The 17,576-nt window shown below is 60.0% G+C and carries 18 protein-coding genes; 9 read left to right on the top strand and 9 right to left on the bottom strand.

All coding sequences use genetic code 11. The features are described 5' to 3' along the window. Positions 1 to 45 precede the first annotated feature (45 nt). From trmD to ffh, 4 genes are all read right to left on the bottom strand, one after another. Complete coding sequence (trmD, locus tag ACZ0A4_RS00285) at positions 46 to 798, bottom strand: tRNA (guanosine(37)-N1)-methyltransferase TrmD (RefSeq protein ID WP_008081628.1); 753 nt, start codon at positions 796 to 798, stop codon at positions 46 to 48. A gap of 2 nt (positions 799 to 800) precedes the next feature. Continuing rightward, positions 801 to 1,337, bottom strand: coding sequence for a ribosome maturation factor RimM (rimM, locus tag ACZ0A4_RS00280; RefSeq protein WP_463556940.1), 537 nt, complete (start codon positions 1,335 to 1,337; stop codon positions 801 to 803). A 5-nt stretch (positions 1,338 to 1,342) separates the two neighbouring features. Beyond that, positions 1,343 to 1,594, bottom strand: a complete 252-nt coding sequence (gene rpsP / locus ACZ0A4_RS00275; protein WP_003185073.1) for a 30S ribosomal protein S16 — start codon at positions 1,592 to 1,594, stop codon at positions 1,343 to 1,345. A 311-nt stretch (positions 1,595 to 1,905) separates the two neighbouring features. Then, positions 1,906 to 3,282, bottom strand: coding sequence for a signal recognition particle protein (gene ffh / locus ACZ0A4_RS00270; protein WP_007908988.1), 1,377 nt, complete (start codon positions 3,280 to 3,282; stop codon positions 1,906 to 1,908). A gap of 210 nt (positions 3,283 to 3,492) precedes the next feature. Between ffh and ACZ0A4_RS00265 the strand changes: the two genes are divergently transcribed. The 3 genes from ACZ0A4_RS00265 (at position 3,493) to ACZ0A4_RS00255 (ending at position 7,106) form a co-directional block, all read left to right on the top strand. Next, entirely contained in the window at positions 3,493 to 4,305 is an 813-nt protein-coding gene (locus ACZ0A4_RS00265; protein ID WP_034154823.1) for a cytochrome C assembly family protein, read from the top strand. Positions 4,306 to 4,317: 12 nt separating this feature from the next. Further along, positions 4,318 to 5,559, top strand: coding sequence for a transporter associated domain-containing protein (locus ACZ0A4_RS00260; RefSeq protein WP_463572603.1), 1,242 nt, complete (start codon positions 4,318 to 4,320; stop codon positions 5,557 to 5,559). Between the two features lie 230 nt (positions 5,560 to 5,789). Next, entirely contained in the window at positions 5,790 to 7,106 is a 1,317-nt protein-coding gene (locus ACZ0A4_RS00255; protein ID WP_463572601.1) for an MFS transporter, read from the top strand. 104 nt (positions 7,107 to 7,210) lie between these two features. Here the strand turns inward: ACZ0A4_RS00255 and purT are convergent, their stop codons facing one another. The 5 genes from purT to ACZ0A4_RS00230 form a co-directional block, all read right to left on the bottom strand. Further along, positions 7,211 to 8,392 (bottom strand): formate-dependent phosphoribosylglycinamide formyltransferase, encoded by a 1,182-nt coding sequence (gene purT / locus ACZ0A4_RS00250; protein WP_422607698.1) that lies wholly within the window; start codon positions 8,390 to 8,392, stop codon positions 7,211 to 7,213. Between the two features lie 100 nt (positions 8,393 to 8,492). Continuing rightward, entirely contained in the window at positions 8,493 to 8,960 is a 468-nt protein-coding gene (locus tag ACZ0A4_RS00245; protein ID WP_122595013.1) for a VUT family protein, read from the bottom strand. A gap of 229 nt (positions 8,961 to 9,189) precedes the next feature. Then, positions 9,190 to 9,399, bottom strand: coding sequence for a DUF1289 domain-containing protein (locus tag ACZ0A4_RS00240; RefSeq protein WP_077571254.1), 210 nt, complete (start codon positions 9,397 to 9,399; stop codon positions 9,190 to 9,192). After that, positions 9,396 to 9,920: a gamma carbonic anhydrase family protein gene (locus ACZ0A4_RS00235; protein WP_141128883.1), complete on the bottom strand. Its 525-nt coding sequence runs from the start codon at positions 9,918 to 9,920 to the stop codon at positions 9,396 to 9,398. The genes ACZ0A4_RS00240 and ACZ0A4_RS00235 overlap by 4 nt, the downstream gene beginning before the upstream one ends. A 47-nt stretch (positions 9,921 to 9,967) precedes the next feature. Further along, positions 9,968 to 10,567, bottom strand: coding sequence for a CoA pyrophosphatase (locus tag ACZ0A4_RS00230; protein WP_141128884.1), 600 nt, complete (start codon positions 10,565 to 10,567; stop codon positions 9,968 to 9,970). Positions 10,568 to 10,714: 147 nt separating this feature from the next. Between ACZ0A4_RS00230 and ACZ0A4_RS00225 the strand changes: the two genes are divergently transcribed. The 6 genes from ACZ0A4_RS00225 (at position 10,715) to ptsP (ending at position 17,566) form a co-directional block, all read left to right on the top strand. Further along, positions 10,715 to 11,266, top strand: a complete 552-nt coding sequence (locus ACZ0A4_RS00225) for an NUDIX hydrolase (RefSeq protein WP_095119357.1) — start codon at positions 10,715 to 10,717, stop codon at positions 11,264 to 11,266. Between the two features lie 87 nt (positions 11,267 to 11,353). Next, positions 11,354 to 11,869, top strand: coding sequence for a L,D-transpeptidase family protein (locus ACZ0A4_RS00220; RefSeq protein WP_141128886.1), 516 nt, complete (start codon positions 11,354 to 11,356; stop codon positions 11,867 to 11,869). A 283-nt stretch (positions 11,870 to 12,152) separates the two neighbouring features. Continuing rightward, a complete protein-coding gene (locus ACZ0A4_RS00215; RefSeq protein WP_463572599.1) occupies positions 12,153 to 12,884 on the top strand; it encodes a GntR family transcriptional regulator in 732 nt (243 codons plus the stop codon). A gap of 24 nt (positions 12,885 to 12,908) precedes the next feature. Beyond that, the gene (gene nagA, locus ACZ0A4_RS00210) at positions 12,909 to 14,015 is read left to right on the top strand and encodes an N-acetylglucosamine-6-phosphate deacetylase (protein WP_463572598.1); all 1,107 of its coding nucleotides are present in this window, start codon (positions 12,909 to 12,911) and stop codon (positions 14,013 to 14,015) included. Further along, positions 13,996 to 15,018 carry an SIS domain-containing protein gene (locus ACZ0A4_RS00205; RefSeq protein ID WP_141128889.1) on the top strand — a complete coding sequence of 341 codons (1,023 nt, stop codon included), beginning with the start codon at positions 13,996 to 13,998 and terminating at the stop codon, positions 15,016 to 15,018. Before nagA ends, ACZ0A4_RS00205 begins: the two co-directional genes overlap by 20 nt. A gap of 34 nt (positions 15,019 to 15,052) precedes the next feature. Further along, positions 15,053 to 17,566, top strand: a complete 2,514-nt coding sequence (ptsP, locus tag ACZ0A4_RS00200; protein WP_463572597.1) for a phosphoenolpyruvate--protein phosphotransferase — start codon at positions 15,053 to 15,055, stop codon at positions 17,564 to 17,566. Positions 17,567 to 17,576 lie beyond the last annotated feature (10 nt).

The following is a 17,576-nucleotide window of genomic DNA, read 5'->3' as shown; positions in this document are numbered from 1 at the left end:
GCTGTGCTCCTAAGGTAAATCGTTCGATCTACCATCGATACGTTGTTAACTATCGTCCCGCTCGCGGATGTATTCCTCGAGCAGCTTCTTCTCTTCTCCAGAAAGCGAGCGGCTTTCCAGAAGATCGGCGCGTCGTTCAAAGGTCCTACCAAGGGACTGCTGTAAACGCCAACGCCGGATATGCGCGTGATTGCCACTCAGCAACACGTCGGGAACACGCTGATCCGCATACACCTCAGGTCGGGTGTAGTGCGGGCAATCCAGCAGACCATCCGTAAAGGAATCTTCCTCAGCGGAATCCGCATGCCCTAAAGCTCCAGGCAGCAGTCGTGTAACCGCATCGATCAGGACCATGGCCGGCAGCTCGCCGCCAGACAGTACATAGTCGCCAATCGACCACTCTTCATCGACATGAGCCTCAATAAAGCGCTCGTCAATGCCTTCATAGCGGCCGGCAATCAGGATCAATGCATCCGATTGTGCCAGCTCGCGTACCGCCGACTGAGTCAGTTGACGGCCTTGGGGGGACAGGTAAATCACCTTCGCCGCCTCCCCGGCTGCTGCCTTGGCCTGAACCAGAGCATCTTCCAGGGGCTTGATCTTCATCACCATGCCCGGACCACCGCCAAACGGGCGATCGTCGACAGTGTGATGCCGATCCGTCGTGTAATCTCGCGGATTCCAACAGGTCAGCTGCAAGAGCCCCTGTTTGACCGCACGACTGGTGATGCCGTAGTCGCCGATGGCGGAAAACATCTCGGGAAACAAACTGATCACTTCTACGCGCAAGTTAGCCACGCTTAGAAGTCCGCGTCCCAATCCACCTTCATCTCGCCCGCTTCCAGGTCGATGGCCAACACGCATTGCTCCGTGTAGGGCAACAGGCGTTCGCGATCATCCAGGCTGCCAGCGCAAGGCTTGACTACCATTACATCATTGGCGCCGGTTTCCAGAAGATGATCGATTTTCCCGAGCAATTGCCCCAGTTGATCAATAACCTTCAGACCTTCCAGCTGGTACCAGTAGTACTCACCGTCGGTCAATTCAGCGAACAGATTGCGCGGCACGCAGATCTCATAACCGGCCAGAAGACGAGCTTCTTCACGATCATCGAGACCCTTGAGCTTTGCGACCAGGAACTTGTCGCTCCCGCGTCCACTGACCAGCTCGACCTGTTTGACATTGCCTTCGCGCTTGAGCGTCCAGGTTTTGTACTGCAACAGGTTTTCAGTCGGATCAGTAAAGGAATAAACCTTCACTTCGCCGCGAACGCCATGAACAGAATAAATTTTGCCAATAACGATCAAATCATCGGCAACAGCAGGCGTCGCGTTCATATTGCTCAGGCCGCAGCCTTTGCAGATTCCTTCAGCAACTGAGCAACACGCTCAGAAGGCTGTGCACCAACGCTCAGCCAGTAGGCTACGCGCTCTTGGTTCACGGACAGACGGATTTCCTGACCACGGGCAACAGGGTTGAAGAAACCAACCTGTTCTTTGTGGGAGCCGTCACGCGGGTTACGCGAGTCGGTTACGGTCAGGTGGTAAAACGGGCGCTTTTTGGAGCCGCCAAGGGCAAGACGGATTGTTAGCATGTGAACATCGTTCCTGTAGTCGGTGCTGCAAATCTAAATGCACAGCGGGCATGGGTGCCCGAAAGGCCGCATATTCTAAGGAATATCCGGACTTTTGCAAATGACTTTTTCCGGCGCCTATGGCATGCCGTGCAGATCTGCATATAGAGCCGTCGATGAAAACGGCCAGTCAGCTCCCGCCGAGTGCGGGTTTGCTGTTGATCCTGCGTCCTTGCAGGGTCTACGCCGGTGCGACGACCGGCGAAGTCTTGGTGTCCTGTCTCACCCATTTCGCTCACTTTTGGTGAGCAGAATGGGTGAGACGGGACACCTCACATCTTTGGCATGCCGCCGCCGGGCAACATTCCGCCCATGCCGCGCATCATTTTCGCCATTCCGCCCTTGGCGGAGAATTTTTTCATCATCTTCTGCATCTGCTTGTGCTGCTTGATCAAGCGACCGATGTCCTGCACCTGCGTGCCGGAACCCATGGCGATCCGGCGCTTGCGCGAACCGCTGATCAGCTCAGGGTCGCGGCGCTCGGCCGGGGTCATGGAGTTGATGATGGCTTCCATCTGTTTGAATTGCTTCTCTGCGGCGTTCTGGGCATTGCCCATTTGCGACAGGTTGACGCCGCCGATGCTCGGCAGTTTGTCCATGAGCCCGCCGAGGCCGCCCATGTTTTTCATCTGTTGCAGCTGATCGCGGAAGTCTTCGAGGTCGAAGCCCTTGCCCTTCTTCAGCTTCTTGGCCAGTTTGTCGGCCTTGTCCTTGTCGAGGGTCGCTTCGGCCTGTTCGATCAGACTGAGCACGTCGCCCATGCCGAGAATGCGCGAGGCGATACGCTCAGGGTGGAACGGATCAAGCGCTTCGCTCTTCTCGCCCATACCGATGAACTTGATCGGCTTACCGGTGATGGCGCGCACCGACAGAGCGGCACCGCCACGGGCATCGCCGTCGACCTTGGTCAGGATCACACCGGTCAGCGGCAGTGCATCACCGAAGGCCTTGGCCGTGTTGGCGGCGTCCTGACCGGTCATGGCGTCAACCACGAACAGGGTTTCGACCGGGTTGATCGCGGCGTGCAGCGCCTTGATCTCGCCCATCATCTCTTCGTCGATGTGCAGACGACCGGCGGTATCGACGATGACCACGTCGATGAATTTCAGTTTTGCTTCTTTAATAGCGGCGGTGGCGATGTCCACCGGCTTCTGGCTCAGGTCGGACGGGAAGAACGTCACGCCGATGTCGTTGGCCAGGGTTTCCAGCTGTTTAATAGCCGCAGGACGGTAAACGTCCGCCGACACGACCATGACCGACTTCTTCTTGCGCTCTTTAAGGAAGCGCGCCAGTTTGCCGGCAGTGGTGGTTTTACCGGCGCCCTGCAGACCGGCCATCAGAATCACGGCAGGTGGCACGGCGCTCAGGTTCAAATCTTCGTTGGCCGCGCCCATCAGGCTTTCGAGTTCAGCCTGGACGATCTTCACGAACGCCTGGCCCGGCGTCAGGCTGCGCGACACCTCGGTGCCGACAGCGCGCTCCTTGACCGAATTGACGAAGTCCTTGACCACCGGCAGGGCGACGTCGGCTTCGAGCAACGCCATGCGCACTTCACGCAGGGTGTCTTTGATATTGTCCTCGGTCAGCTTCGCCTTGCCGGTGACATGGCGCAGCGTCTGCGAGAGACGGTCGGTTAAGTTTTCAAACATTGCGCGATCCTTTCAGGCCCTGTGTAGACCGGGATAATGGCGGCCCAGACCGGAATCAACATGTGCTCGGCGAGCCTGCGGCGTGGGCAGGTCGCGGATTATAGCGAAGACTGCGGCTGGCGGACACCTCGCTGTCAGCTTCCTGAGTCTTTCGTGCGATGGCGGTTCTATGCCAAACTCAGCCCCTTTCGGGCTTGCCTAACAGGATTTATGCTCCCCTTGTCACCCAGCTTATTGACCACCCTCGCCGCCGCCCTTCTATATGCCGCTGCGACCCTTTATCAGAGCACCCGCTTGGCCACCGGCGCCAAGGCGAACAAGCGCCTGCTGGTCAGCCTCGGCGCGCTCGCCGTAGTGGCCCACGCCGCCAGCCTGCTCACTCACTTGTTGACGCCGATCGGTCTGGGCCTTGATTTCTTCAGCGCCTCGAGCCTGATCGCTGCGGCGGTCATCGCGCTGACGCTGATCGCCTGCTCGCGCATTCCGGTGGAAAACCTGCTGGTGCTGCTGTTCCCGCTCGGTGCGATCACGGTGTTGTTGGCGCAGTTCGCGCCCACCGGCACGGTGCAGATCATCGACGAAGAGCCGGGCATCCTCGCGCACATTCTGTTGTCGATCCTCGCCTACGGCATGTTCACCATCGCAGTGTTCCAGGCCTTGCTGCTATTGGTGCAAGACCACCAGCTCAAGCACAAGCACCCGTCCGGGCTGATCAAGAATTTCCCGCCGCTGCAAACCATGGAAAGCCTGTTGTTCGGCTTCCTCTGGGCTGGCTGGACGCTGCTGTCGCTATCGCTGATCTCTGGCTGGCTGTTCGTCGAGAACCTGTTCGCCCAGCATCTGGTGCACAAAACCCTGCTGGCCTGCCTGGCGTGGATCGTCTTCAGCGTACTGCTCTGGGGCCGTAATCGTCTTGGCTGGCGCGGCCACAAGGCGATTCGCTGGACCCTCGCCGGTTTCTGCCTGCTGATGTTGGCGTATTTCGGCAGCAAACTGGTTCGTGAATACATCCTGCACATCTGACGGGCGGCATAAATGGACGGTTTGCCCATAGGGCCGATGCTCGCGGTATTTGTCCTGCTGATTTTATGGTCGGGGCTGTTTACCGCCGTCGAAATCGCGCAGCAGCACCTGCTCGCGCAACGCACCGCCTCGCGCGCCAGTGATAAACCGCTGGCGAAGCTGAGCTTCCCGCTCGCCAGCCTGATCCTTTGCAATACGCTGTGCCGGGCACTCGCGGTGGTTATCGCGACGTTGTTGGCGATTTTCCTCTGCGAAGAAAACGGGCCTTGGGCAGCATGCCTAGGCGCTGGGGCAATCCTGCTGGTGTTTGCCGATTACTTCCCGCGCACCGTCGCCCAGCGTTATCCCGATGCCGTGCTGGCATTCGGCAATACCTTGCTGGCGGTGCCGCTGAAGATTGTTTACCCGTTTGCCTGGCTGTTCAGTCGTAGCAGCGGACTGCTGATGAGCCCGTTTGCACGCAAGGCTCAGGTTGTGCAGCAAAGCGAAGATAACGCGCCTGCCGACCGTTACGACGATCCAGAACACCCGGTCCGTGCACACCCGGTTTCAGGTATTCATGCGCTGGACAACATTACAGTCAACGACATTCTGGTACCGCGCAGTGACGTCGACGGCATCAACCTTGACGACTCGATCGAAGAAATCATCGAGCAACTGCGCCACAACAAGCGCACACGCCTGCCGGTGTTTCATAGCGACATCAACCAGGTCGAAGCAGTACTCAATACACGGCAGATCCGTCATCTGTTGAACAACGGTGACTTGACCCGCGAAGCGTTGCTGGCGGCCAGTTACGAACCATACTTCGTCCCTGAAAGCACGCCGCTGCAACTGCAGTTGCTGAATTTCCACAAGCAACAGCGGCGCCTCGGCATGGTGGTCGACGAATACGGCGAAGTGCTCGGTATCGTCACGCTGGAAGACATTCTCGAAGAAATTGTCGGCGAGTTTGAAAGCGAGCACAGCCTCGATAATCCGCATATTCATCCGCAGTCTGATGGCCGCATGGTGATTGACGGTGCTGCGTCGATCCGCGAGTTGAACAAGTGCCTGGGCTGGCATTTGCCGAGTGACGGGCCGAAAACGCTGAACGGGTTGGTGACTGAGGCGCTGGAGACTATTCCCGAAAGTGCCGTTTGTTTGAAGATCGGGCGTTATCGGCTGGAGATTCTCGAGACTGAGGAGAACCGGGTAAGCAAGGTGCTGATCTGGCATACCTCTTCTGTGCCTGCTTTGGTGCCTGCTCGATAGACGATCTTTTTGCTCTTGTTTGATTGTTAGCCTCCTTCCTATAATCGAGGCGCTTACCCAAGCGCCGCCGAACCTTGTGCTTACCCCGCACCCGACAGGCTTCGGCCATTTCAGCTGCACTCCGGCGACTGTTCCTACCTGAAACAGCGACCGCGCCTCATCCCACATCCCTGGGTGTTCGACCATAATAATTCGCTCCAACGGAGCTCATGACTGTCAGGGATCACCGCATGACGACCAGTACCGCTTACAGCGCCACCGCGCCTGCCCAACCGACCAACTCTGCCACGCGCGTGGCGACGGCGAGCTTTATCGGCACCGCGATCGAGTTCTACGACTTTTATGTGTATGCCACGGCAGCTGCGCTGGTGATCGGGCCGGTGTTCTTTCCGCAGACGTCCGGCACCGCGCAGATGCTTTCTGCGTTTCTCACTTTCGGCATCGCGTTTCTTGCCCGGCCGCTGGGCTCGGCACTGTTCGGCCACTTCGGTGACCGCATCGGGCGCAAATCGACGCTGGTCGCTTCACTGCTATTGATGGGCGTGTGTACGACGCTGATCGGCGTGCTGCCGGGGTACGCCACCATCGGCGCCTGGGCCCCGATCTTGCTGTGTGTGCTGCGTTTTGGTCAGGGCCTGGGATTGGGAGGTGAATGGGGCGGTGCCGCCCTGCTGGCCACGGAAAACGCGCCGAAAGGCAAACGTGCCTGGTTTGGCATGTTCCCGCAGCTAGGCCCTTCAATTGGCTTTCTCGCCGCCAACGGTTTGTTTCTGACCTTGGCCATGACGCTCGATGATGAGCAATTCCGCAGTTGGGGCTGGCGTATTCCATTTCTGCTCAGCGCCGTGCTGGTGATGGTCGGTCTGTACGTACGACTGAAGCTGCACGAAACGCCGGTATTCGCTAACGCCATCGCCCGTCAGGAGCGGGTAAAAATCCCTCTGGTCGAGCTGTTCAGCCAGTACTGGGCACCGACGCTGCTGGGCGCGGCGGCGATGGTGGTGTGTTATGCGCTGTTCTATATCTCGACGGTGTTTTCCCTGAGCTATGGCGTTTCAACGCTCGGTTATAGCCGCGAAACGTTCCTTGGCTTGCTGTGCTTTGCCGTATTGTTCATGGCCGCTGCGACGCCACTTTCAGCCTGGGCCAGCGACCGCTACGGGCGCAAACCGGTGCTGATCATCGGTGGCGTGCTGGCGATTCTCTCCGGATTTCTGATGGAACCGTTGCTGACTCAGGGCTCGACCTGGGGTGTGGCGCTGTTTCTGTGCATCGAGCTGTTCTTGATGGGCGTGACGTTTGCGCCGATGGGGGCACTGTTGCCTGAGTTGTTTCCGACCCACGTGCGTTACACCGGCGCTTCGGCGGCGTATAACCTGGGCGGCATTGTCGGAGCCTCGGCGGCGCCGTTCTTTGCGCAGAAACTGGTGGCGATGGGCGGTTTGAGTTATGTCGGCGGGTATGTGTCGGGGGCGGCGGTGCTGAGTCTGATTGCAGTGCTGTGTCTGAAAGAGACGAGGGATAACGATCTGAATCGGGTTGCCTGACAGAAGATCAAAAGCTTCGCGAGCAGGCTCGCTCCCACATTAGGTCTGTGGCATACACAAAACCAATGTGGGAGCGAGCCTGCTCGCGATGGACGCGACTCGGTTTACAGCTCTACAACAACCGCCTGAGCAGCACGGGTCGCCTTGGCTCGAGCAGCCTCGATCGACTCATCCCGCGCCAGCGCCACGCCCATGCGGCGCTGGCCATTCACTTGCGGCTTGCCGAACAGACGCAACGCCGTGTCCGGCTCGCTCAACGCAGCCCCCAGATTTGCGAATGCGGTCTGGGTCGACTGCCCTTCCACCAGAATCACCGCCGAAGCCGAAGGCCCGAACTGACGGATCAACGGTACCGGCAGGCCCAGAATCGCGCGGGCGTGCAGCGCGAACTGCGACAGATCCTGGGAAATCAGCGTCACCAGACCGGTGTCATGCGGACGCGGCGAGACTTCGCTGAACCACACCTGATCACCCTTGATGAACAGCTCAACGCCGAACAGACCACGGCCACCCAGCGCTTCAGTCACCGCTTTGGCAACGCGCTCGGACTCAGCCAGGGCAATCGGGCTCATGGCTTGCGGCTGCCACGATTCCTGGTAGTCGCCCTTCTCCTGACGGTGGCCGACTGGCGCACAGAACGTGGTACCGCCGATGTGGCGAACGGTCAGCAGGGTGATTTCATAGTCGAAATCGATAAAGCCTTCGATGATCACCCGACCCTTGCCGGCACGACCGCCCTCTTGCGCGTAATCCCAGGCTTTCTGCACGTCATCAGCGCTGCGCAGCAGGCTTTGGCCTTTGCCCGACGAGCTCATTACCGGTTTGACGACGCATGGGAAGCCCAAGTCTTCAACGGCTTTGCTGTAGTCCTCGAAGGTGTCGGCAAAGTGGTACGGCGAGGTCGGCAGGTCCAGCTCTTCAGCGGCCAGACGACGGATGCCTTCACGGTTCATGGTCAATTGCGCAGCGCGAGCGGTCGGGATCACCGTGAAGCCTTCGGCTTCGAGTTCGACCAGGGTGGCGGTGGCGATGGCTTCGATTTCCGGCACGATGAAGTGCGGCTTCTCGGCTTCGATCACCGCACGCAGGGCGGCGCCGTCGAGCATGTTGATCACGTGGCTGCGATGCGCGACTTGCATGGCCGGCGCGTTGGCGTAACGGTCGACGGCAATCACTTCAACGCCCAGGCGTTGCAGCTCGATCACCACTTCCTTGCCCAACTCACCACAGCCACACAGCAATACGCGGGTCGCGGTTGGCGACAATGGAGTTCCGATACGGGTCATCTCAGGTCCTCAAAGAAGCGGATCATCGAGGAAAGCAACGCCAGACGCGCTTTCCATGGGGAGAAAGCGCGGCATTTTACATGAACCTGAGGGTTTGGCTTCAGCCGGCGACGGCCTGTTTACGATCGCGCCAGGCCATGATCAGCCAGACGGCGGTGACGCCGGCGAATTTCGACAGCAGCGCAGTGATGATCACCGGTGGCGTCAGCAGGTCGATCATGCCGAAGAAGATGAAGGTATCAAGGGGAATGCTCAGCGCCGAACTGATCCACAAGCGGTCGCGCAGTGGCCGCTTGGTGACGCTGAACACCAGCCAGTCGATGATTTCCGACACCGCGAACGCCGTGGCGCTGGCCAAAGCGATGGAGGGATCGGAGGTTACGTAGGACAGCACCAACGCCGCCAGCATCGCCACGAGCGCGCCGTGGCCGAAGCGGGTTTGCACCATGTCGCGCAGCACGAACACCAAACCGCCCCAGGCCGACCAGATGATGTCCAGGTGCGGCGCGGTGGAGAAGGCGAAGTTGATCAGCACGACGCTGCTGATGTAGGCGATGAGGAAAATCATGGGAGCGACCTGGCAGATTGGCGCACAGATTACTGGACCCGCAGATCAAGAGCCACCCCCTCACCAGCCCTCTCCCCCATGGGGGCGAGGGGGAAAGGGAGCAGATCTCCATGATGTTCATGACCTGAGTTCGACGCGGTATTTTCAGGTCGGCGTGACTCGTCCAAACAACCCGGTCTGTCCCCTCTCCCCCTGGGGGAGGGTTAGGGTGAGGGCAATCACATGCCGATCACGACTTCGAAGGGATCATCCACACCAACCCACTCGCCTTCGCCCGCTCATGACACAACCCCAACACCACGCGGCGCTCGTCGTTGGTCATGCGGCCCCAGCGGGTGATCTCCTCGACCGTACGCTGGCAGCCAGTACAGATGTCGGCCTCATCCAGCGCACAAATATTCACGCACGGCGAGGCGACCGGTCTTTCGGGCGTAGTCATTCTTCCTGCTCAACGAGATCGCGCGCATAACGCTGCGAGTTATGCACATAGTGCGCGGCGCTGGCCTCAAGCATTTTTTTCTGGGACTCGGTCAGCTCACGCACGACCTTGCCCGGCGAGCCCATCACCAGCGAACCATCGGGAATTTCCTTGCCCTCACCGATCAGCGAGTTGGCGCCGATGATGCAGTTCTTGCCGATCTTCGCGCCGTTGAGAATCACTGCATTAATGCCGATCAGGCTGTAATCGCCAACGGTGCAGCCATGTAGCATCGCGTTGTGGCCGATGGTCACGCCGGTGCCGATGGTCAGCGGATAGCCCATGTCGGTGTGCATCACGGTGCCGTCCTGCACGTTGCTGTTCTTGCCGATCAGGATCAGTTCATTGTCACCGCGTAGCACGGCGTTGAACCAGACGTTAGCGCCCTCTTCCAGTTTGACCTTGCCCACCAGCACAGCATTGGGTGCGACCCAGCTCTGTGGGTGGGTCTCGACACGGGCGTCGCCCAAGCGGTATTTCATCTTGTTTTCCTCAGGGCTCACGGTGTGATGGCCATTCGAGCGATGGCTTAGGTATCAATAAAGCTTTTCGGTGGTTGATGCAGACTGATCTTGGCGTCATAGAGCAGATTGATCAACTCGACGATCATGATCGCGGTCAGGCCCCAGATCTTGTATTCACCATATCGATAACTCGGCACATACCAACTGCGGCCCTGATAGTCGATGCGGTGAGTATGTTCACGAGGGTCTTTGCGGAAGAATTCCAGCGGCACGCTGAAGACGGCGGCGATCTCGGCATCGTTGGCGCGGTATTCGACGAAGTCGGGGATGACGCCGACATACGGCGTGACCTTGATGCCGTGCAGGGAAATCAGTGGGCTGAGCGGGCCAATGACTTCGACCAGTCCGGGCGGCAGACCGATTTCTTCCTCGGCTTCACGCAGCGCGGTAAAGATCAGGTCCGGGTCTTCCGGATCGCGGCGACCACCGGGGAAGGCGACTTCGCCGCCGTGGGTCGAGAGCCCGCTGGCACGCAAGGTCAGCACCAGTTCCGGCTCGTCACTGCGGGTGATCGGCACCAGAACGGCGGCCTCAGGGAAACGTGTGTCGGTTTCCAGCGTGCGCGGTGTGTGGTTGCTTACCCTATGCAGTAGCTCGTCCAGCATGAGTGTTCTCGATCAGTGCCTTACCCTGCATCATGCACCAATCATTGCAGCCGCCCAAGCCCCCGAATCTCGCCATGTCGCGAAACGACAACTTGCCGACCGACACCGCTGCACGCCAAGATAGGCGCAGCATTCAGGAAGCCCAGCATGAAATTTTGCAGCCACTGCGGTAACCCGGTCACCCAGCGCATTCCCGAAGGCGATTCGCGGCTGCGATTTGTCTGCGACAGCTGTCAGACCATTCACTATCAGAACCCCAATATTGTCGCCGGCTGTGTGCCGACCTGGGGCACGAAAGTCTTGCTCTGCCGTCGCGCCATCGAGCCGCGCCTCGGTTACTGGACCTTGCCCGCCGGTTTCATGGAGAACGGCGAGACCATTGAGCAGGCCGCCGTGCGCGAGACTGCCGAAGAAGCCTGCGCCCGGGTGCGCAACCTGAGCATCTACACATTGATCGACGTGCCGCACATCAGTCAGGTGCATGTGTTCTTCCGCGCTGAGCTGGTCGATCTGGACTTTGCCGCCGGCCCCGAGAGCCTCGAAGTACAACTATTCGACGAAGCCGACATTCCCTGGGACGAGCTGGCTTTCCGCACAGTGGGGCGTACCTTAGAATGCTTCTTCGCTGATCGGCGTGTTGAGGTGTATCCGGTTCGTTCGGAGTCGATTCCGCCGCTTGCTCAGCCTGCAATTACTTGATTTCTTCGCCGGCCAGCCGATAACCCGAACACGTCTGCACAACACCTGTAAATCATGTATCTGCGTCATTCCTGGGGAATCGTTTCAATGCGCTGGTTGCTTGCCCTGTTTTGCCTGTCGGTCGTTACCGTCTCCCAAGCGTCATTCGTGACCACCGTGACGCCGTCTAATACGCCTCTTATCGAAAAAGTTCTGGTGCTTAAGTCGGCTCATCAACTGCAGTTGATCGCCGATGGCAAGCCGCTGAAGACCTATCGCATTTCCTTGGGCAAGGGCGCGAAAAAAGGCCCGAAACTGATAGAAGGCGACAAACGCACACCGGAAGGTTTCTATTGGATCGACTGGCGCAAGACCAGCGACAAATTCAATCTGTCGATGCACATTTCCTACCCGAACATCAGCGACTCGGCCCGCGCCCGTCGCGAAGGTGTCGAGCCCGGCGGGATGATCATGATCCACGGCACGCCGGATTCGGAAGAAACCCCGGAAGACCTGTTCCACACCCTCGACTGGACTGATGGCTGCGTCGCCATGCGCAACGTTGATATGCGCGAAGTGTGGAATCTGGTGCCGGACGGCACGATGGTCGAAATCCGCCCTTAACCAGCGACCGCTGGTCACCCACAAAAAAATAAATCAAAAGATCGCAGCCTGCGGCAGCGCCTACAGAGGTGATACCACTTCCCACTGTAGAAGCTGCCGCAGGCTGCGATCTTTTGTTGTTTAAAGCCACCCCTTAATACCACTTCAAACCAGACCCGCTACAACCCGCCATTTCATTGGGTAACAGGCCAATTACCTGCGTTGACATGGTATTCAAGTGGTATTAATTTCCGCCCCACAAGCGAGCCACAACAATCCTATACTCGCGACGGAAATGCCCTACATGAACGACCTCCACGCCCTACGTCCCGATGACTCCCAGCCGACGCCGCTGTACCTGCAACTGGCGCGCAATCTGGAAGCGGCTATTCATGCCGGGCAGTGGAAAGCCGAACAAGCGATGCCGTCCGAACGTAATCTCAGCGAAATGCTCGGTATCTCCCGGGTTACCGCGCGCAAAGCACTGGAAGTCCTTCTCGATCAAGGCCTGATCCGGCGCCTGCAAGGTTCCGGCACCTTCATCACCCCACGCCTGGAACAACCGCTGTCACGCCTCTCCGGATTCAGCGAGATGCTGCGTTTGAAGGGTTTCGTGCCTAGCTCGAAATGGCTGGAACGCGAAATCACCCTGCCGACCCACGAAGAACTGATCCGCCTCAGCCTGTCGCCAAACGACAAGGTCGCGCGCATGAAGCGTCTGCGCAAAGCCGATGACACGGTGATGGCCATCGAGATGAGCACCCTGCCCGCCTCGATCATGCCGAAACCGCAGCTGGTCGGCGATTCGCTCTACGAATACCTTGACGGCATTGGCAAACCGATCGTCCGCGCCTTGCAACACATCCAGGCAATCAACGCGTCTGACGAATTTGCCGCGCTGGTCGGCATCGCCCCCGGCACCGCGATGCTGCTGATGACCCGGGTCGGCTACCTCGAAGACAACACACCGATCGAAGTCACCGACACCTATTGCCGCAACGACTACTACGACTTTGTTGCAGAGCTGCGTCGATAAGCGCAGCCACAAGCGAGAACCAAAATGTCCGAAGACAATATCCTCACCGCCAGCGGCTGGATTCGCGGCCGGCTGGTCCACGAACACGGCAAAGTCGTGTCGATCGAAGGCGTGCCTTGCGATCCGGCGAGCAATGATTTGCCGTATCTGCTGCCGGGCTTCATCGATTTGCACGTCCACGGCGGCGGCGGCAAAGACATCATGGAAGGCGCCAGCGCCTTCGAAACCATCACCAGAACCCACGTGCGTTTCGGCACCACCTCGCTGTTGGCCACCACCATGACCGCACCGAGTAGCGAGATCTCCAGCGTATTGAAAGAAGTCGGAGAATTCTGCGAACAGCGTCCGAAAGGCGCCGCGCGGGTCCTCGGCGTCCACCTCGAAGGCCCGTACATCAACCCCGGCAAACTTGGCGCGCAACCGAATTTCGCCCACACCGCGTTGATGGCCGAAGTCGAAGAGTATCTGGCGCTGGCACCGATCCGCGTGATCACCATCGCCCCGGAAATCGCCGGTCACGACGCGTTGATCCGCGAACTGAGCAGCCGTGGCGTGCGCATGCAGATCGGCCACACCCTCGGTAGTTACGAGGAAGGCGTTGCCGCAATGGAGGCCGGCGCGACCAGTTTCACCCACCTCTACAACGCCATGAGCCCGCTGCATCACCGCGAGCCGGGCATCGTTGGCGCGGCGCTGGCTCACGCCAAATTCGCCGAGCTGATTCCGGATCTACTGCATGTGCATCCAGGCGCCATTCGTGTCGCCCTGCGCTCGATCCCGTGCCTGTATTGCGTGACCGATTCGACCGCCGCCGCCGGCATGCCCGACGGTGAGTACAAGCTCGGCAGCCACACCGTGACCAAATGCCTGGGCGGCGTGCGCCTGCCCGACGGCACGTTGGCCGGTAGCACGCTGACCATGGATCAGGCCCTGCGCAACCTGGTGAAGATCGGTTTGCCGATCGCCGAAGCCTCGCAGCGTCTGTCGCAATTCCCCGCCGACTACCTCGGCATCAACGAACGCGGGCGCCTGCAACCGGGGGCCTGGGCCGACTGCGTGCGGCTGGATCGCTCACTCACACTGACCGCTGTCATGGTCGAAGGAGAAGACATTGACTTCAAAAATGCTTGAGGAGGCGCTGTCCTCCTTCGAGGCCGTGCAAGCCCAACTGCAACAGCTCGACCCGGCAATGATCGAGATCGCCGGACGCCTGCGCCGTCAGCCACCGCAAGTGGCGATGACCGTCGCACGCGGCAGCTCCGACCACGCGGCGAGCTACTTCGCCTACCTGACCATGCAGCAACTAGGCGTGCCGGTAGCGTCGTTGCCGATGTCGGTGGTGACCATGCAGCAGGCGCCGTTGAAGGTCAGCGGTCAGGTGGCGTTCGCGTTCTCGCAGTCGGGACAGAGCCCGGATCTGGTCAATAGCCTGCGTCTGTTGCGCAAACGTGGCGCGCTGAGCGTGTCGATGGTCAACGCCGCCGATTCGCCACTGGAAGCCGCGTGCGAATTCAGCCTGCCGCTACTCGCTGGCACTGAAAGCAGCGTCGCCGCGACCAAGAGTTTTATCGCCACTCTCAGCGCCAGCGCTCGTTTGATCGCGCACTGGAAAGAGGACAGCGAATTGCTCGAAGCCGGTAACGCCTTGCCTGAAGGTCTGCGTGAAGCGGCGAAACAGGACTGGAGCGTGGCCATCGAAGCACTGCGCGATTGCGAGCGTTTGATGGTCATCGGCCGTGGCGCCGGTTTTGCCATCGCCCAGGAAGCGGCGCTGAAATTCAAGGAAACCTCGGCGATTCAGGCCGAAGCATTCAGCAGCGCCGAAGTGCGTCACGGCCCGATGGCGCTGATCGATGAACACTATCCATTGTTGGTGTTCGCACCGCGCGGCGCCGAGCAGGCTGGCTTGTTGAGCCTCGCCGCAGAAATGCGTCAACGCGGTGCCCGCGTGCTGCTGGCCGCGCCGGATGATGTGAGCGAGCGCGACCTGACCCTGACCCGCGCCGAGCACCCGGCCCTCGATCCGATTCTGGCAATTCAGAGTTTCTACGTGATGGCCGCAGGTTTGGCCGTGGCCCGTGGCATGGATCCGGATCAGCCGCGCCACCTGAGCAAAGTAACCCGCACGCACTAAGTCCGAATGACCGCACACCTGATGAGACCGAGCCATGCACAACAACAATAAAGAGCTGACCCTCAGCGCCCCGCTCAGCGGCCCGGTGCTCACGCTCGCCAAAGTCCCGGACGCGGTGTTCGCCAGCGGCGCCATGGGCGACGGCATCGCCATCGACCCGATCAACGACACGCTGTACTCGCCGTGCGCCGGGGTGATCATTCACGTCGCGCGCACCGGCCACGCTCTCACCGTACGTGCCGACAACGGCGCGGAAATCCTCCTGCATCTGGGCCTCGACACCGTTGAGTTGAACGGCGAAGGCTTCTCGATGCTGGTCAAGGATGGAACCCGCGTCAGCAAGGGCCAGCCGTTGCTGCGCTATGACCTGGACAAGGTTGGCCAGCAATGCAAAAGCCTCGTCAGCCTGTTGATCCTGACCAACAGCCAGGATTTTCAGGTACGACCGATCACGCTGAAAGCGGTGAAGGTTGGCGAGCCGTTGTTGCACATTGTTGCGCGCAACAGCGTGGCGGCGAATGTCGCGGAAGTCGGCGGACCAGAGGTTCATGGTCATGTGTTGGTGGCGCATCGCGGCGGTTTGCACGCGCGCCCGGCAGCGCTGATTCGGCAGACGGCGCAAGGTTTCAAAAGCCAGTCGCAACTGCACTTCGCCGGTAAATCGGCGCCGTGCAACAGCCTGATCGGTTTGATGGGCCTGGCAGTTGGCGAGCAAGATGAAGTGCAGGTCAGCAGTCAGGGGCCGGATGCTGAAGCGGCGCTGCAAGCGTTGCTCACGGCATTGGCCACGGCATTGCCGGATGATCACCACGCTGCGGCGCCGGTGAGTGTTGCGCCACTTAAGCGCCCGGCCGAGGCTGGCGTGTTGCACGGCGTTTGCGCTGCGCCGGGATTCGTCGTTGGGCCACTGTTTCGCTTGAACGCGATCAGCTTGCCGGTGGATGCGGGCAATCACGATCCGCTGCAGCAACAGCAAGTGCTTGAAGCTGCACTGCAACAGGTCAGCAGCGAAATCGACGGCACCCTCGCCCAAGCGAAGAGCCACAAGAATGCCGATGAAGAAGCGATCTTCGCTGCGCATTTGGCGTTGCTTGAAGACCCGGCACTGCTCGATGCGGCACAGCAATCCATCGAACAAGGTTGTGCGGCGACTCACGCCTGGAGCCAGTCGATCGATGTGCAGTGCGAAATCCTGCAGCACACCGGCAGCGCGCTGTTGGCTGAACGTGCCAACGATTTGCGCGATCTCAAACAACGCGTGCTGCGTGCGTTGCTCGGGGAGGCTTGGAATTACGACGTGCCAGCGGGCGCAATTGTTGCCGCTCATGAGCTGACACCGTCGGATCTGCTGCAACTGAGCGCGCAAGGTGTCGCCGGGTTGTGCATGGCCGAGGGTGGCGCGACTTCACATGTGGCGATTCTCGCTCGCGGCAAAGGTCTACCGTGCATCGTGGCGTTGGGTTCAGCGCTGCTTGATCAGCCGCAAGGCGTAGCTGTGGTACTCGACGCCGACAGCGGTCGTCTCGAACTGACGCCCAACGCTGAACGCTTGGCTGAAGTTAAACAGGCGCAAATCGACCGTCAGCAGCGCCGCGACGCGCAACAAGCCAAAGCGCACTTGCCCGCCGAAACCCGAAATGGCGTGCTCATCGAAGTCGTCGCCAACGTCGCCTCCAGCGCTGAAGCGGCTGATGCCTTTACCAACGGTGCCGATGGCGTCGGTCTGCTGCGCACTGAGTTTTTGTTCGTCGATCGTCAAACCGCTCCGGATGTTGAAGAACAGCGCAGCGCCTATCAAGCTGTGATCGATGCGATGGGCGACAAATCAGTGATCATCCGCACCATCGACGTCGGCGGCGACAAGCAACTCGACTACCTGCCGCTGCCGATCGAAGCCAACCCGGTGCTCGGCCTGCGCGGTATTCGTCTGGCTCAGGCGCGTCCGGAAATCCTCGATCAGCAACTGCGTGCGCTGCTGCAAGTCAGCCCGCTGCACCGCTGCCGAATCCTGTTGCCGATGGTCACCGAAGTCGAGGAGCTGCTGCACATCCGCCAACGCGTCAATGCGTTGTGCCTGGAGATGAACATCACGCAGCGCCCGGAAATCGGTGTGATGATCGAAGTCCCCGCCGCCGCGCTGCAAGCCGAACAACTCGCCGAACACGCCGACTTCCTGTCGATAGGCACCAACGATTTGTCGCAATACACCCTGGCCATGGACCGCGATCACGCCGGTCTGGCCGCCCGCGTCGACGCCCTGCACCCGGCGCTGCTGCGCCTGATCGCCATGACCTGCGAAGGCGCGGCGGTGCACAAACGCTGGGTCGGTGTCTGCGGCGCCCTCGCCTCTGATCCGCTGGCCACACCAGTGTTGATCGGTCTGGGCGTTACCGAACTCTCCGTGAGCCCGGTACAGATCGGTGAAATCAAGGATCGCGTGCGCCAGGTGCAGGAAGCCGAATGCCAGCGCCTCAGCCGTGACCTGCTCAAGCTGAGCAGCGCCGCTGCCGTGCGTCACGCCTGTCATCAACATTGGCCTCTGCGCTAACAAAAACAAC

Source organism: Pseudomonas sp. AC172, from assembly GCF_979258595.1.
This window is presented reverse-complemented; position numbering and strand designations above follow the sequence as displayed.